At 73.0% G+C, this 15,301-nt stretch carries 17 protein-coding genes; 12 read left to right on the top strand and 5 right to left on the bottom strand.

Features of this window, described 5'->3' with window-relative positions; translation table 11 throughout:
- The first annotated feature begins 92 nt into the window (after nt 1–92).
- The gene (locus V1258_RS08710) at nt 93–722 is read left to right on the top strand and encodes an NADPH-dependent F420 reductase (protein ID WP_329749275.1); all 630 of its coding nucleotides are present in this window, start codon (nt 93–95) and stop codon (nt 720–722) included.
- A gap of 119 nt (nt 723–841) precedes the next feature.
- Here V1258_RS08710 and V1258_RS08705 read toward each other — a convergent pair whose 3' ends face one another.
- From V1258_RS08705 to V1258_RS08695, 3 genes are all read right to left on the bottom strand, one after another.
- The gene (locus V1258_RS08705; protein WP_329749274.1) at nt 842–2,224 is read right to left on the bottom strand and encodes an amino acid permease; all 1,383 of its coding nucleotides are present in this window, start codon (nt 2,222–2,224) and stop codon (nt 842–844) included.
- Nucleotides 2,225–2,434: 210 nt separating this feature from the next.
- Nucleotides 2,435–3,709, bottom strand: coding sequence for an MFS transporter (locus tag V1258_RS08700; protein ID WP_329749273.1), 1,275 nt, complete (start codon nt 3,707–3,709; stop codon nt 2,435–2,437).
- On the bottom strand, nt 3,709–4,383 hold the full coding sequence (locus V1258_RS08695) for a GntR family transcriptional regulator (protein ID WP_329749272.1): 675 nt from the start codon (nt 4,381–4,383) through the stop codon (nt 3,709–3,711). Before V1258_RS08695 ends, V1258_RS08700 begins: the two co-directional genes overlap by 1 nt.
- Before the next feature lie 69 nt (nt 4,384–4,452).
- Between V1258_RS08695 and V1258_RS08690 the strand changes: the two genes are divergently transcribed.
- A complete protein-coding gene (locus V1258_RS08690) occupies nt 4,453–5,238 on the top strand; it encodes a class I SAM-dependent methyltransferase (RefSeq protein WP_329749271.1) in 786 nt (261 codons plus the stop codon).
- Nucleotides 5,239–5,241: 3 nt separating this feature from the next.
- Nucleotides 5,242–5,775 (top strand): AAA family ATPase, encoded by a 534-nt coding sequence (locus tag V1258_RS08685; protein WP_329749270.1) that lies wholly within the window; start codon nt 5,242–5,244, stop codon nt 5,773–5,775.
- A gap of 8 nt (nt 5,776–5,783) precedes the next feature.
- Here the strand turns inward: V1258_RS08685 and V1258_RS08680 are convergent, their stop codons facing one another.
- A complete protein-coding gene (locus V1258_RS08680; protein ID WP_329749269.1) occupies nt 5,784–5,933 on the bottom strand; it encodes a hypothetical protein in 150 nt (49 codons plus the stop codon).
- Nucleotides 5,934–6,093: 160 nt separating this feature from the next.
- Nucleotides 6,094–6,663, bottom strand: coding sequence for a GNAT family N-acetyltransferase (locus V1258_RS08675; RefSeq protein ID WP_329749268.1), 570 nt, complete (start codon nt 6,661–6,663; stop codon nt 6,094–6,096).
- Between the two features lie 99 nt (nt 6,664–6,762).
- On the opposite strand from V1258_RS08675, the gene V1258_RS08670 reads away from it, so the two are divergent.
- The 9 genes from V1258_RS08670 to V1258_RS08630 all read left to right on the top strand — a co-directional run bounded on the left by V1258_RS08670 (nt 6,763) and on the right by V1258_RS08630 (nt 15,265).
- Nucleotides 6,763–8,115 (top strand): lactate racemase domain-containing protein, encoded by a 1,353-nt coding sequence (locus tag V1258_RS08670; RefSeq protein WP_329749267.1) that lies wholly within the window; start codon nt 6,763–6,765, stop codon nt 8,113–8,115.
- Nucleotides 8,112–9,068, top strand: coding sequence for an ATP-dependent sacrificial sulfur transferase LarE (larE, locus tag V1258_RS08665; RefSeq protein ID WP_329749266.1), 957 nt, complete (start codon nt 8,112–8,114; stop codon nt 9,066–9,068). Before V1258_RS08670 ends, larE begins: the two co-directional genes overlap by 4 nt.
- Nucleotides 9,061–9,813, top strand: coding sequence for a nickel pincer cofactor biosynthesis protein LarB (gene larB / locus V1258_RS08660; RefSeq protein ID WP_329749265.1), 753 nt, complete (start codon nt 9,061–9,063; stop codon nt 9,811–9,813). The genes larE and larB overlap by 8 nt, the downstream gene beginning before the upstream one ends.
- 79 nt (nt 9,814–9,892) lie before the next feature.
- The gene (locus V1258_RS08655; RefSeq protein ID WP_329749264.1) at nt 9,893–10,510 is read left to right on the top strand and encodes a TetR family transcriptional regulator; all 618 of its coding nucleotides are present in this window, start codon (nt 9,893–9,895) and stop codon (nt 10,508–10,510) included.
- Complete coding sequence (locus V1258_RS08650) at nt 10,507–10,965, top strand: DMT family transporter (protein WP_329749263.1); 459 nt, start codon at nt 10,507–10,509, stop codon at nt 10,963–10,965. The genes V1258_RS08655 and V1258_RS08650 overlap by 4 nt, the downstream gene beginning before the upstream one ends.
- Nucleotides 10,962–11,282, top strand: coding sequence for a DMT family transporter (locus V1258_RS08645; RefSeq protein WP_329749262.1), 321 nt, complete (start codon nt 10,962–10,964; stop codon nt 11,280–11,282). The genes V1258_RS08650 and V1258_RS08645 overlap by 4 nt, the downstream gene beginning before the upstream one ends.
- A 154-nt stretch (nt 11,283–11,436) precedes the next feature.
- A complete protein-coding gene (locus V1258_RS08640; protein ID WP_329749261.1) occupies nt 11,437–12,438 on the top strand; it encodes a LacI family DNA-binding transcriptional regulator in 1,002 nt (333 codons plus the stop codon).
- A gap of 119 nt (nt 12,439–12,557) precedes the next feature.
- Nucleotides 12,558–13,994, top strand: coding sequence for a glucuronate isomerase (uxaC, locus tag V1258_RS08635; RefSeq protein ID WP_329749260.1), 1,437 nt, complete (start codon nt 12,558–12,560; stop codon nt 13,992–13,994).
- On the top strand, nt 13,991–15,265 hold the full coding sequence (locus tag V1258_RS08630; protein WP_329749259.1) for a mannitol dehydrogenase family protein: 1,275 nt from the start codon (nt 13,991–13,993) through the stop codon (nt 15,263–15,265). The genes uxaC and V1258_RS08630 overlap by 4 nt, the downstream gene beginning before the upstream one ends.
- Nucleotides 15,266–15,301 lie beyond the last annotated feature (36 nt).

Raw genomic sequence — 15,301 nt, 5'->3', positions numbered from 1 at the left:
GGGTTGTTTCCCGGGCAACTATGTGGGTACGATGTAGTTGAACGGGCAACGAAATCATCGCCCCGCCGCCTCGACCCTCCAGGAGAACCCCCATGAGCACCACCCTCACCGTCATCGGATCCGGCAACGTCGGCTCCGCCGTCGCCGCCCTCGCCGCGAAGGGCGGGGCACAGGTCCAGGTCCTGGGCCGTGACCAGGAGAAGGCCGCCGCCCTCGCCGCGCAGGTCTCCGGCAGCGCCAGCATCGTCGGCGACGCGATCACCGGCGACATCGTGGTTCTCGCCGTCCCGGTCACCGCCTTCGACGAGCTCGTCGCCACCTACGGCGCGCAGCTCGACGGAAAGGTCGTCGTCGACGTCACCAACCCGGTCGACTTCGCCACCTTCGACTCCCTCACCGTCCCCGCCGACTCCTCCGCCGCCGCCGAGCTGCAGGCGAAGCTCCCCGGCGCGAAGGTCGTCAAGGCCTTCAACACCCTGTTCGCCGGCGTGCTCGCCGCGGGTCGGGTGGGCGGCGACGTCCCCGCCGTCGTGCTGGTCGCCGGTGATGACGAGGCCGCGAAGACCGCCCTGATCGATCTGGTCACCGCCGGTGGCGTCCAGGGCATCGACTCGGGCTCCCTCAAGCGGGCTCGCGAGATGGAGGCCGTCGGCTTCCTGCAGATGACCCTCGCCGCCCGCGAGATCACCGGCTGGACCGGCGGGTTCGCGCTGCGCAAGTGACCCGTCGCTGAGCGACCCTCCGCCGACGCACCGACGCCGCCCGGCCCCCGAGGGGGACCGGGCGGCTCGTCGTATCCGGGGCGCCCGGAGGGGCGGGGGCTCGGGGGAGGGACGGGACGTCAGCGGGTTCGGCGGCGCACCAGGCTCACGTACAGCAGCGACATCAGCACGGTGAAGCCCGCTCCCACCGCGAGCGCCATGTGGTATTCCGGGATCCACACCATGATCCCGAGGGTGAACAGGATGAACGCGATCGCGAAGAACTGCCCGTAGGGCCAGAAGGGGACCGGGAACTCGAGGGCGTCCCGGTCCTCGCGGCTCATGCCGCGGCGCGAGGCCACCTGCGCGAGCAGGATCATCAGCCACACGAAGACGGTCGCGAAGGTCGCGAGCGAGGCGTCGATCGTGAACACCTCATCCGGCAGCGCCCAGTTCAGCACCACGCCGACGACGAGCACGCCGAGCATCGCCAGCGTGGTCACCGCCGGCACGCCGCGCACCGTGCGGGACAGGGCCGCCGGGGCCAGGCGCTGACGCGCCATGCCGGCGACGACGCGGCCCGCACCGAAGAGGTCCGCGTTGATCGCGGAGAGCGCGGCGGTGATCACCACGACGTTCAGCGCGGCGGCCGCCCAGCTCACGCCGAGGGTGTCGAAGATCTGCACGAACGGCGACTCCTCGCCGGTGATCTGCTGCCACGGGGTGAGCAGCAGGATCACCCCGATCGCGAGGACGTAGAACAGCAGGATCCGCACCGGCACCGTGTTCACGGCCTTCGGGATGGCCTTGGCGGGGTCCTCCGCCTCGGTGCCGGCGACGCCGATGACCTCCGTGCCGCCGAAGGCGAAGAGCACCAGGATGAACGCGCTGATCATCCCGCCGGGGCCGTGCGGGAGGAAGCCGCCGTCGGCTGTGAGGTTCGACAGCCCCGTCGGGGTCGCAGGGTCACCAAGCCCGAACGCGAGGATCGCGGCGCCACCCGCGATCATCGCGATCACCGCGCCGACCTTCACGATCGTGAAGGCGAACTCGAGCTCCCCGAACCAGCGGACGCTCGCGAGGTTCGCGGCGCCGACGATCAGCAGCGTCAGCGCCACCCAGATCCACTGGGCGGTGTCCGGGAACCAGAAGCGCAGGTAGATCGCGATCGCGGTGAGGTCCGCGAGGCACACGATGAGCATCTCGAAGGCGAACATCCAGCCGGTGATGTACCCGGCCCAGGGGCCGAGGAAGCGGCGCGTGTACTCGGCGAAGGAGCCCTGGATCGGCAGCCGCACCGCCATCTCGCCGAGCGCGCGGAGCATGAAGTACACGACCGCGCCGCCGAGAAGGTACACCAGCAGCACGGAGGGGCCGGCGGCCTGGATCGCGCCGGCCGAGCCGTAGAACAGCCCCGTGCCGATCGCGGAGCCGAGCGCGATGAAGTGCAGATGTCGCGCCGAGAGCCCGGGCCGGCGACGCGAGGTCGCAGCGGTGGGCGTCGGCTGCGTGGACGTGCTCATCGCGAGGGTGGCTCCGGGGACGAGGAGGGGACGGCGCGGGCGCCGCAGGCACTTCTTGTGCCTCTGACACGGTACGGGGCGGCAAGGGGCGCGGGGTACGTGTGTCCGGCCACGTCGGATGTGGGCTGGTGTCGACGGGTCCGTGCCGCGGCGCCGCGCGCCGGGGAGGGCCGGGGCCGTACCGGGGAGCCGCTGCCTGCGCCGCCTGCCTCAGGATGCCGCGACGGCCGCGACCTCCGGCTCGACCCGCTCCTCCTCGGGCAACGGCGCGGGCGGGGTGCTCGCCGGCGCCGGCAGCGGACGGCGCAGACCCCAGGCGACCGCCGCCAGGCACAGCACGCACACCGCGGCCACGATCGCGAGCCCGCCCGTGTATGGCAGCACCGGGGTGAGCGCCGCGAGGATCGTCGGCAGCAGGAAACCGAGATAGGCGAGGGAGTAGTAGACGCCGGTGATCCCGGCGAGCTCGCGCGGAGAGGCGAGGGACTGGGCGATGACCAGCCCCGCCACCACGCACACCCCGTAGGACGCACCCAGCAGTGCCGCGACGCCCACCACCAGCACGGGATGGCGCAGATCCGCGGCGACGGCGGCGAGGATCATCCCCGCGCTCATGCCGCTCAGGCCCACGACCAGCGCGCGGCCGCTTGTGAAGCGGTCGATCAGCCCCACGGTGCCCTGGGCGATCGCGCCGACGCCCAGGGTGAGCACCGTCAGGCCCGTCGCGTAGATCGTCGCGGAGTCCCCGATCTGCGCCTCGACCGTCGCAGGCAGGATGGCGTAGGCGACAGCGGCGGCGGCGAACACCCACGGCGCGGCCGGCAGCACGATCCGCGCGAAGACGGGATGCCTCACCGAGGAGACCCTCAGGTCATCGCGCAGTGCGCCGCGGGCCCGCAGCTCGCGCGGCAGGCTCTCCGGCGCCGCGAGCAGCGCGATCCCGGCCAGCAGGCACAGCCCGAGATGGACGAGGAAGGGCAGCTGCCCCGGCAGCGGCGCCCACTGGGCGAGCGAGCCCGTCACGCCCGCGCCGAGCGCGAAGCCGAGGGTGAGGATCATCGAGGAGCGTCGCGCCCCGGCGGTCGGCGTCGCGCTTGGGTCGTGCGGGGCGGAGGAGAGCTCCTTGATCCAGGTCGAGCAGACCGACATGCCGACACCCACGCCGATCCCGGCGAGGACGCGGCCGGCGCACAGCAGCACGAAGCTCGACATGCTCGCCGCGAGCACCACGCTGCCGAGCGCCCCGGCGAGCAGGCCAGCGATCGCGATCGGCCGACGGCCGTGATGGTCCGAGAGCCCCGCGGCCAGCAGCATCCCTGGGACGAGACCGGCGACGTACATCCCCAGCAGCAGGTTCGCCTGCCAGGGCGCATAGCCGCCGACGGTCTCGTACACGTGCAGAAGCGGCGTGAAGTGATTGCCGCCCCAGGCGAGGAGGAAGCCCGTCGGGGCGACGGCGAGCCAGGCCGGGATCCGCGCGTGCATCACTCGGACACCACCGAGTAGGCATCGTGGCCGGTGCGCAGGTGACCCTCGATCATCTCCCGGAAGCCGGCGACGTCCCCGCGCGCCACCGCATCGGTGAGCTCCACGTGCTCGCGGTGCAGTGCGGGCACGTCCGCGGCGGGGGAGAGGACGGCCAGATGCGTGAGGCGGAACAGTCGCGGTCCGAGCGCGCGCAGCACCTCCTCGACCACACGGTTGCCATCGTGGGAGGCGAGGGTGAGGTGGAAGGCGTAGTCGTGGACGGCGAAGTCCGCGGGACGATCGGTCGCCGCCTTCTGCGCCGTGAGCACCGGCGCGAGCGCCTCGACGAGGGAGGTGCGACGGGTCTCGTCGGGCGCGATCCGGGAGACGGCGTGGCCCTCGAGCATCGCGCGCACCGAGAGCAGCTCCTCCCGCTCGCGCGCCGTCGGCGTGGTGACCAGGGCGCCCTTCTTCGGCAGGAGGCGCACGAGCCCCCAGGTCTCCAGCTGCAGCAACGCCTCGCGGGCCGGGGTGCGGCTCGCGCCGTGCTCGGCGGCGAGCTCGACCTCGCGCAGCAGGGTGCCCGGCTCGATCGCGGCCTCGGCGATCTGCCGTGCAGTCGCGGCGGCGATCTGCGTCGCGATCGGGCGGTTCTCGCGGTCGTCGAGCCAGGGGAGGGTGGGAGAGCGCATGGCCGCCACTCTAATGCATGCATCAATGGATGCAAGTCAGGTTCCGTGGGAGTGCGGTTCACTGGGGGCATGAGGGACTGGACCGCCACCGCCGAGGCCTACGATCGCTCCTTCGCGACCCTCTGCGACGGCGCCGCCGCCCCGCTCCTCGCCGAGCTGCCGGAGGGGCCGCTGCTCGACGTCGGCTGCGGGACGGGCCGCCTCGCCGCGCGGGCGGAGCGCGCGGGGCGGACGGTGACGGCGCTGGACGCCGACGAGTCCATGGTCGAGGCCGCCCGAGCGCGCCTGTACGGCCAGGTGCTCCGCGCCGAACTGCCCGATCTGCCGCTCCCCGATGCGAGAGCGAGTGCGATCGCGGCGAACTTCGTGATCAACCACGTCGGCCGCCCCCGCGCCGCGCTCGCCGAGCTGCGCCGCGTGCTGCGCCCCGGCGGACGCCTCGCGATGACGATCTGGCACGCCGGCGGCGCGAGCTGGAGCGCGATGCTCGGTGAGGTGTTCGACGAGGCCGGCGCCGTGCTCCCGGCCCCGGAGCGGCTCCCGGTCGACGAGGACTTCGACCGCAGCGCCGACGGTCTCGCAGGCCTCGCCAGCGAGGCCCGGTTCGAGGTCCGGGGCGCCTGCGACCTGCACTGGGACTGGCGGATCCGTCCCGAGGACCTGTGGGCCGGGCTCGAGGCGGGGATCGCCACCCCGGGAGCAGTCGTCCGCGCGCAGACGCCGCAGGTCCGCGCGCGCATCCGGGAGGTCTTCGCCGCGCGCACAGGGGAACTTGCGGACTCGGGCGGCATCCTGTCATTCCCCGTGCGCGCCGCCTCCGCGCTCGCCGCACGACCCCTGGATGAGGAGGCCTGAGAGATGCCCCCGACCCTGTTCCTCACCGTCGGTCTGCCCGGCACCGGCGAGACCACCGCCGCCCGCCGGATCGAGGCCGAGCACGGTGCGCTGCGGCTCACGAAGGACGAGTGGATGAAGGCGCTCTACGGGGCCGAGAACCCCGAGCAGGCCTCGGACGTCATCGAGGGACGGCTCGTGGGGATCGCGCTGCGCGCCCTCGAACTCGGGGTGAGCGTCGTCCTCGACTTCGGGCTCTGGGGCAACGACGAGCGCTTCAGCCTCCGACAGGCCGCGGCTGACCGCGGCGCCGAGGTCGTGATGCTCTTCTGCGACGTGGACGTCGACGAGCAGCGACGCCGCCTAGACCGGCGCCTCGCCGAGGAGCCGCACACCACCTGGCCGATCTCCGACGCGGAGCTGGCCTCCTGGGCGGAGGTCTTCCAGCGGCCCACCCCGGAGGAGGTCGACGGCAGCGAGCCGATCCCGGACCCACCGGAGGGCTTCACCGACTGGGATGCGTGGCGCGCGGACCGGTGGCCGGCGCGGATCGGCTGAGCCGAAGGTCAGCCGTCGCTCCGGTAGTGCTCCGTCGCGACCTGTTGCTCCAGTCCGAGACGCTCCGCGATGACGGCGAACACGTCGAGCCAGAACTGCTCGCGCAGTCGGACGAACGGCGCGCTGCCGAAGGGGAACACCGTGGTCAGCGTGTCCACCACGAGGCGGTCGCGGCACGGGGAAAACGGGGCAGGCCGGCCGAGCTCTCGGAGGGAGTTCAGCGCACCACGTCGCAGACCAGCTTCACGACGCCGTTGCCGTAGGCGGCGGAGTCGCGCAGGCGCAGATCCTGCCGGTCGTGGCCCCGAGCCAGACGGTTCAGAGCCCCATCTCGTTCCAGGGCACCGGGGTCGTCGTGCCGCTCTCCCAATCGCGACGCAGGATCGCGTAGGCGACGGACGCCAGCGGTGCCCCGCCCTCGACGGGCCAGGACTCGCGGTAGTGGGCCTCCTTCACCCAGCCGCAGCGCACGAAGGTGCGGCGCATCGCGATGTTGTCCTCCCGGGTCTGGCCTTCGAAGCGCGTCACCTCCTCGAAGTGCGCGAACACGTGGCGCGTGACCTCGCGGAGCGCCTCGGCGCCCAGCCCCCGTCCGCGGAACTCCTCGGCCAGGCGGAGGTCGAGCAGGGGGGTGGGGTCCTCGAGGTCCTCGAGGCGCACCAGGCCGATCGTGCCCAGATCGGCATGGTCGAGCCAGAAGCTCCTCGTCTCGTCGTTCTCGAAGGCTCCCTCGTCGATCGACGCGGCGACCTCCTCGGCCGTGCGTTGCGATGTCACGTGGAACGGGAAGACGTTCGAGGTGAGGAAGGAGAGGAGGCGGTCGCGGTCCGCCCCGCGGGGAGCGAGTCGGCTCAGCGCGATCGACGGCACGGTGTCGGGATAGGTCACCGAGTCACTGTAGCGCCCGGCCACTGCGGGCCCGATCGGCCCCGTGGCAACAGCCTGGCCCTCCTTGTCGCCCCCGGTCAGAGCGCGCATCATGGCTCCATGAGCGAGACGACGGCGACGCAGCTGCCCACGATCCAGCCCATCCCCGACGGTCTCGCCGAACGCGCCGCTCTCCTCGGCGGCCCGGGCGGGATCCTCACCGACGAGCAGATCCGCGGCTTCGTCACCGAGCAGCTCGCCGCCGCCGATCTCGACGGCAAGAGTGTCTGCCTGATCATCCCCGACGGCACCCGCTCCGTCCCGCTGCCGAAGGTGCTGCCCGCGATCCACGCGGCGCTCGCTGGCCGCGCCGCCTCCGTCACCGTCCTCATCGCGCTCGGCACCCACGCCGCGATGAGCGAGCCGGCGATCGACCAGCTCCTCGGCTCCGCCGAGCGCGGCGCGGCGGCCACCTATCCGGGGTGGACCGTCGTCAACCACGCCTGGGACGACCCCTCCGAGATCGCGGACCTCGGTGTCATCCCCGCCGAGCAGATCGCCGAGCTGACCGGCGGCCTGCTCACCGACGTCCCGATGACCGTGCAGATTAACAAGCTCTGCGTCGAGTCGGACGTCAACCTCGTCGTCGGCCCCGTCTTCCCCCACGAGGTGGTCGGCTTCTCCGGCGGCAACAAGTACTTCTTCCCCGGCTGCTCGGTGCACGACGTCATCGACATCTCCCACTGGGTGGGGGCGCTGATCACCGCCAGCCGCATCATCGGCACCCTCGGCATCACCCCCGTGCGCCAGCTGGTCGACGCGGCGAGCGAGCTGATCCCCTCGGAGAAGCTCGCCTTCACCATGGATGTCGCCGAGGGCGGCAAGGACCTCGGCGCGATCGCCTTCGGTGACCCGCAGGCCGCCTGGGCCGCGATGGCGAAGATCTCCGCGCAGACCCACATCACCTACGTCGAGAAGCCCTATAAGCGGATCGTCGCCCTCGTGCCGGAGATGTACGAGGACATGTGGACCGGCGCGAAGGGCTTCTACAAGTCCGAGCCCGTCTGCGCCGACGGCGGCGACGTGATCATCTACGCCCCCCACATCACCGCGGTCGCCGAGATGCACCCCGGCATCCGCGACATCGGCTATCACAACATCGAGTACTTCACCAAGCAGTGGGACCGGTTCAAGGACCACCCTTGGGGCGAGCTCGCCCACTCCACGCACGTGACGGGCCTCGGCACCTACGACCCGGAGACCGGGGAAGAGAAGCAGCGCGTGAACCGCTACTTCGCCACCTCCATCTCGAAGGAGGAGACCGAGGCGCACAACGTCCTCTACATGGACCCCGCCTCCCTCGACCTCGAGGCGCTGCGGAACGATCCCGACACGCTCGTGATCGACCACGCCGGCGAGGTCCTCTTCCGCCTCGCCTCCGAGCGCGACGGCGCCGACGGGCAGGCGAAGTGACCAGCCTCCGCGAGCCAGTCCCGCTCACCCTCGGCACCGCCCCGTCGGCCCCGACCTCGCTGTTCGCGCCCGGCCATCCCGGCTTCGAGGCGGAGGCGATGACCGCGGAGGCCCTGCGCGGCGAGGCGCTCACGCTCGCCGACGCGGTCTCCGCCCAGCTCGTGGGCGTGCAGCGGCTCGGTGTCGCCTACTCCGGCGGGGTGGACTCCGCGGTGCTGCTCGCGCTCGCGGTGCGCGCCCTCGGCGCCGAGAACGTGGTCGCGCTGCTGGGCGTCTCCCCGTCCCTCGCCCGCCGCGAGCGGCGCCTCGCCCACCAGGTCGCGCGGGTGATCGGCGCGGAGGTGGTCGAGGTGCACACCCACGAGGGCGAGAACCCCGAGTACCAGAAGAACGACGGCGCGCGGTGTTTCCACTGCAAGGACGAGCTGTTCACCCGCATCGGCGAGGAGGTCGTCGGGGCGCATCGGCTCGACGCCGTCGCCTACGGGGAGAACGCCGACGACGCCACCCGCCACGACCGCCCCGGCGCGGGCGCCGCGACCCGGCACCGGGTGCTGCGGCCCCTGTCGGTCGTGGGCATGACGAAGTCGCAGGTCCGCGAGGTGGCGCGGCAGCTGTCCCTGCCCGTCGCGGACAAGCCCGCCGCCCCCTGCCTCGCCTCCCGCATCCCCTTCGGGCAGCAGGTCACCCCCGCGAAGCTGCGCCAGATCGACGACCTCGAGGACGCCGTCTACGAGCAGGGCTTCAGCGACTGCCGGGTCCGCCACCACGGGAGCGTCGGCCGCATCGAGCTGCCCACCGAGGAGCTGCCCCGCGCCATGGAGCCCGCGATCCGAGAGGCCCTCGTCGCCGCCGGGAAGGAGGCCGGCTTCCAGCACGTCGCGATCGACCTCGACGGGATCCGCTCGGGCCTGTTCTCCCTGCAGATCGTCGGTCAGGGCGGCCGTGGCTGACGGGGCGGCCGACGGGGCCGGCAGGATCGAGGGCTTCCTCGACCTCGACCTCGACCGCGCCTCGCGCCGCGGCGCCCCCGAGGCCGTGCTCTGCGACGCGAAGAGCGTCGAGCAGGTCGCGGCGATCGCCGCCGAGTACGCGCGCCTGCACGCGGCCGGCCGCGAGGACCTCGGCCCGGTGCTGTTCACCCGCGCCGACGAGGCCCGGGCGGCCGCGATCCTCGCGGCGCTGCCCGATGCCGCCCACGAGGCGTCGGCCCGCCTGCTCGCCTGGCCCGCCGCGCCGCCCGCGCCGTCGGGCGGCCTCGTGATCGTCGCCTGCGCCGGTACGAGCGACCTCCCCGTCGCCCGCGAGGCCGAGCTGACCGCCCGCTATCTCGGTCGGCCGACGCGGCTCATCGCCGACATCGGCATCGCGGGCCTGCACCGCCTGCAGTTGCGCCTTCCGGAACTGCGCGAGGCGGCCTGCGTGGTCGTCGCCGCGGGGATGGACGGGGCGCTGCCCACCGTGGTCGCGGGGCAGATCAGCGCCCCCGTCGTCGCGCTGCCCACCTCGGTCGGCTACGGCGTCGCCGCCGGTGGCGTCACCGCGGCGCTGACCATGCTCTCCGCCTGCGCGCCCGGCATCGGCGTGGTCAACATCGACAACGGCTACGGCGCCGGCCACCTCGCCGCGCAGATCGCCCGCTGGGCCCCCGCGCCGGGGGAGTTGCCGCGGAGGAGAACCACGTCACGCCGAGGGTGATCGCTGCTTGCGTTACTTGACCATCCGGTCGGTAAAGTAACGGGTATCCCCGTCGGACCCCGTCGGACCAGGAGGCCCCATGTCACCCGAGCGCCCCGCGCCGCCCGCACGCCCCGCGCACCGCCCGTCGGCCCGCGAGGCGATGCTCGACGCCGCCGAGGCGCACCTCGGCGAGGGCGGCACGCTCACCCTCGACTCGGCCGCGCGCGCCGCGGGCGTGACGAAGCCCGGGCTGATGTACCACTTCGCCACCAAGGAGGAGCTGCTCGGCGCGATCCTCGAGCGGCTCTCCACCCGCTACGAGCGCGAGATGCTCGCCCTGGTCGCGGCGCGGCACGGGGCCGAGATCGCGGACTTCGCCGAGGTCCCCGCCGCGCAGCGCGTCCTCGCCTATCTCGACTGGGCCTGCACCGGCGCGCTCTCCGCCGCGGACCTCGTGATCTTCGCCGACCCGAACCTGCGCGTCGCCCTCACCGAGCGCTGGGAGGAGCAGGTCGCCCGCTGGCTCGACCTCCCGCCCGACGCCGACTCCGACAGGGTCGTGGGCGGCGGCGGCCACGCCGCGCGCCTGCTCGCTGTGCGCCTGATGGCCGACGGGGTCTGGTTCGACCGCGCGAGCGGTCTCGGGGCCGGATCCGCCGCGCAGCTCGACGCCGTCCGCGCCCTCGCCCATGACCTGCTCGGAGATGCGGCATGACCGCCTGGCTGCTGCTCGTCGGCGCGATCCTCTCCGAGGTCACCGCGACACTGTCCCTGCGCGGCGCACTCGACCATCCCGCGCTGTACGTCGTGGTCGTGGTCGGGTACGTGACCACTTTCGTGCTGCTCGCCCAGGTGCTGCGGCGGGGGATGGGCCTCGGCGTCGCCTACGGCCTCTGGGGCGCGAGCGGGGTCGTGCTCACCGCCGGCGCCTCCGCCGTTCTCTTCGGTGAATCGCTCACCGCACTGACGATCTCCGGCTTCGTGCTCATCGCGGCCGGGGTGGCGGTCGTCGAGCTCGGCGCGCAGAGCGCCCGCCGCGCGGAGGCGACCCCGCCCGGCTCCCGCGGCGAGACGGAGCTGGCCGCGGAGCTCGGCGGAGAGCTCGGCGGCCCGCTCGAGGCGGAGCGCGGAGCGAGCGTCCGGGGGATCGTCGGCGGAGGAGAGCGATGAGCTGGCTGCTGCTCTCCGGCGCGATCCTCACCGAGGTCGCAGCCACGCTCTCCCTGCGGATGGCCGCCACCGGCAGGCGTCGCTGGTACGCCCCCGTCGTGCTCGGCTACGTCCTCGCCTTCGCCCTGCTCTCCGGTGCGCTCGCCGCGGGCATGCCGCTCGGCGTCGCCTACGGTGTCTGGACGGCCGTCGGTATCATCGCCACCGCTCTGCTCTCCCGGATCCTCTTCCGCGAGGCGCTCACTCCGGTGATGCTCGGCGGCATGGGGCTGATCGTCGCCGGCGTGCTTCTCGTGGAACTCGGCGGGACGCACTGAACCGAGGCGGCGCCCGGTATGGAAGTTGCCGCCGGTTGCCCTCGGTGCCGGGTAGGATTCCCTGCAGACTTGCGGGCCGCGACCCCGTCGGCCCCAGCGCCGCCGGAGCGCCCGCCCGGGACAGCGCCGAGCAGGCGGGAACGGAGCCGCACGGATGGCGGACAAGCGCGTGACGATATACGACGTGGCCACGGCCGCGGGGGTCGCCCCGTCCACCGTCTCGCGCGCCTTCTCCCGACCGGGCCGGGTCAGCGCCGCCACCCACGCGAAGGTCATGGCCGCGGCGAAGGAGCTGGACTACCGCACCAACGCCCCCGCGTCCCAGGAGCGCACCCAGCGCCACCACCGCCTCGGCATCGAGGTCCCCGACATCACCAACCCGTACTTCGCCGAAGTCGTCTCCGGCATGCAGGAATCCGCCCATGAGCAGGACTTCCTCCTGCTCCTGCTCGACACCGTCGAAGACGAGGTCCGCGAGCGCACCGGCCTCGAGAGCGCGATCAACCTCGTCGACGGCATCGTCCTGTCCGGCACCCGCCTCTCCGACGCGACGCTCAACCACCTCACCAAGCGCATTCCCGTGGTGGTGCTGAACCGGCGCGTGGCCGGCCTGGACTCCGTCACCCCCGACTACGAGCACGGCATGGGCCAGGCCATGGCGCACCTTGCCGAGAACGGGGTCCGCACGGTCACCTACGTGGCCGGGCCCGTGAACTCCTGGTCCGACGGGGAGCGCTGGCGCGCCGCCCGCACCGCCGCCCGCGCCCTCGGGCTCACCGTCCAGCGCCACGGTCCCTTCGCCCCCACCATCGCCGGCGGCGAGCAGGCGTTCGAGGAGCTCAGCGACTCCCTGCCCCACGCCGTGGTCTGCTACAACGACCTCATCGCGATCGGCTTCCTGATCTCCGCGCTGCGCGCCGGGGTGCGGGTGCCCGCGCAGCTGTCCGTCATGGGCCACGACGACATCCCGCTCAGCCGTTTCATCGGCGGCGGGCTCACCACTGTCGTCACCCCCAAGCGCGCCCAGGGGCGGGCCGCGATCGAGCGCCTCGTGCGCCGCATCGAGAACCCGTCGGCGCATCGCAGTCCCGTCGAGGGCAGCCTGCCGGTGCGCCTCGTGCCCCGCGCCTCCACCGGGCCGCGCGAGGACCGCTGAGCGCGCGGTCGCGGCCCTGACCGGCACGAACCCGCCCTGACCAGGTGCATCGGCCGCGCCGACCGGCAACCTGTGACAACCGACTGACCCCGCGCGTCGGCCCGGGACATCATGGCCGCATGAGCAACGACGCCTTCAAGCCTCACCCCGACCGCCTGCTGCCCGCCGATCCCGCCGTGCGCGAGATCGCGCGCGGGCTCTACGAGCAGATGAAGGACCAGCCGATCGTGTCCCCGCACGGACACGTCGACCCGCGGCTGCTGCTCGACGACGAGCCCTTCCGCGACCCGACGTCGCTGTTCATCACGCCCGACCACTACGTCAACCGGCTGATGCACGCCCGCGGCGTGGACCTCGCCGACCTCGGCGTCGGCCAGGGCCCGCTCGACGAGACGGCCTCCCGCCGGGCCTGGCGCCTGCTCGCCGAGCACTGGCACGCCTACGCGGGCACGCCCTCCCGCTACTGGATGGAGCACGAGTTCCACGAGGTCTTCGGGCTGAAGACGGTGCTCTCCCCGGCGACGGCCGACGCGATGTACGACGAGATCGCGGACAAGCTCGCGCAGCCCGCGTTCCGCCCGCGCGCCCTGTTCGACCAGTTCAAGATCCAGGTCATGGCGACCACCGACGACCCGGTCGACGACCTCGCCCCCCACGCCGCGCTCGCCGCCGACTCCGCCTTCACCGGCCGCGTCATCCCCACCTTCCGGCCCGACAAGTACCTCGAGCCCGCCCGCGAGGACTTCGTCGCCCTCACCGATGCGCTCGGCGAGGCCGCGGGCGTCGACACCGGCACCTACGACGGCCACCTCGAGGCGATGCGCCTGCGCCGCCTCCACTTCCGCGAGAACGGCGCGGTCTCCTCCGACCACGCCCACCTCGACCCCGGCACCCAGCGCCTCGAGCTCGAGGAGGCCCGCCGCCTCTACACCGAGGCCCGCGAGGGTCGGATCTCCGCCGACGCCGCGGTCGCGCTGCGCCGCCACCTGCTCGCCGACCAGGCGCGCCTCGCGGCCGACGACGGCCTCGTGATGACGATCCATCCGGCCGTCTACCGCAACCACCACCAGGCGACCTTCGAGCGCTTCGGCGCCGACGTCGGCTTCGACATCCCGATCGCCGTCGACTATGTGCACTCTGTCGCGCCGATGCTCAACGACGTCGGCCTCTCGCCGAACTTCCGCACCGTGCTGTTCACGATCGACGAGACCGTGCTCTCCCGCGAGATCGCGCCGCTCGCCGGCGTGTACCCCTCGGTGTACGCGGGCGCCCCCTGGTGGTTCATCGACTCGCCCGACGCGATCCTGCGCTTCCGCCGCGCCGTCTCCGAGACCCTCGGACACACGCGGACCTCTGGCTTCATCGACGACACCCGCGCGTTCTGCTCCATCCCGGCCCGCCACGACATGGCCCGCCGCCTGGACGCCCACCACCTCGCGGGCCTCGTCGCCGAGCACCGGATGCGTGAGGAGGACGCCGCCGCGATCGCCCAGATCCTGCCCGACCAGCAGCCGCGCGAGGTCTTCCGCCTCGACGCGCAGGAGGACCACGCATGACCGGCACCGCCGCCCCCACCGACGAGGGTCGCCTCGTCCACCTCGGCATCGGCAACTTCGCCCGCGCCCACACGCTCGTCGCGACCGACCGCGCCGGCGGCTGGAGCGTCGTCGCCTTCACCGGCCGCAGCGCCGCGATGGCCGACGCCCTGAACGCCCAGGGCGGGAAGTACGGGCTGATCGTCCGCGGCGCCGAGGGCGACGAGGTCGGGATCGTCGACGTGATCGACGCCGTCCACCCCGCCGACGACGTCGACGCCCTGGTCGCGCTGCTCGCCGACCCCTTCACCGCCGTGGTCACCCTGACCATCACCGAGAAGGGCTATGCCGCGGGGAACGACCCGGCGACCTCCGCCCCGGCCCGCATCGCCCTCGGGCTGCGCGCGCGCCGCGAGGCCGGGGTCGAGGAGCCGATCGCGCTCGTCTCCTGCGACAACCTCACCGGCAACGGCGAGGTGCTGCGGAAGGCTGTCCTCGAGGCGGCCGACGCCGAGACCCGCGACTGGTTCGACGCGCATGTCGACGTCATCTCCACCATGGTCGACCGGATCACCCCGTCGGCCGACGCCGGCGCCTCCGAGCTGGTGCGCGAGCGCACTGGCCTCGACGACCAGGTCCCCGTCGTCACCGAGCCGTTCACCGAGTGGGTCCTCGAGGATCGCTTCCGCGGCCGCCGCCCCGCGTGGGAGAAGGCCGGGGTGCAGTTCACCGACGACATCGAGCTGCACGAGCTGCGCAAGCTGCGCCTGCTCAACGGCGCCCACACGCTCATGGCCTACGCCGGCCAGGTCGCGGGGGTCGAGCGCGTCGACGAGGCCATCGGCCACCGCGAGGTGCGGGCCCTCGTCGAGCAGCTGTGGAGCGAGGCCCGCTCCACCCTGGATCTTCCCGAGGACCAGCTCGACGCCTACACCACCGCCCTCGAGGAGCGCTTCCGCAACCCGCGCCTGGCCGACCAGCTGGTGCGCATCGCCGCCGACGGCTCCGTCAAGCTGCCCGTGCGCGCCCTGCCGGTCATCGCCGAGCGCGGCGGCCCCGAGAACGCCCCCGGAGAGGTCGCGGCCGTCGCCGCCTGGACCGCCTGGGTCACCGACCGGGTCCGCGCCGGCGAGGAGATCAAGGATCCGAAGGCCGACGGGATCGCCGCGGCCGCCGGTCTGGAGGACGCGACCGAGCGGGTCACGGCCCTGCTCGCCCTGCTGGACGTCCCCGCCGGCGATGCGCTGATCGGCGCCGTCGTGGCCGAGGAGGCCCGCCTGCCCCGGGCGTGAGGCGTGGGGCGCCAGGCCCTACGCAGTTACCGGACA

Source organism: Brachybacterium sp. J153 (assembly GCF_036311905.1).
Lineage (GTDB): Bacteria > Actinomycetota > Actinomycetes > Actinomycetales > Dermabacteraceae > Brachybacterium.
Note: the sequence above shows the minus strand (reverse complement) of the source record. Positions and strands in the feature narration are given on the sequence as shown.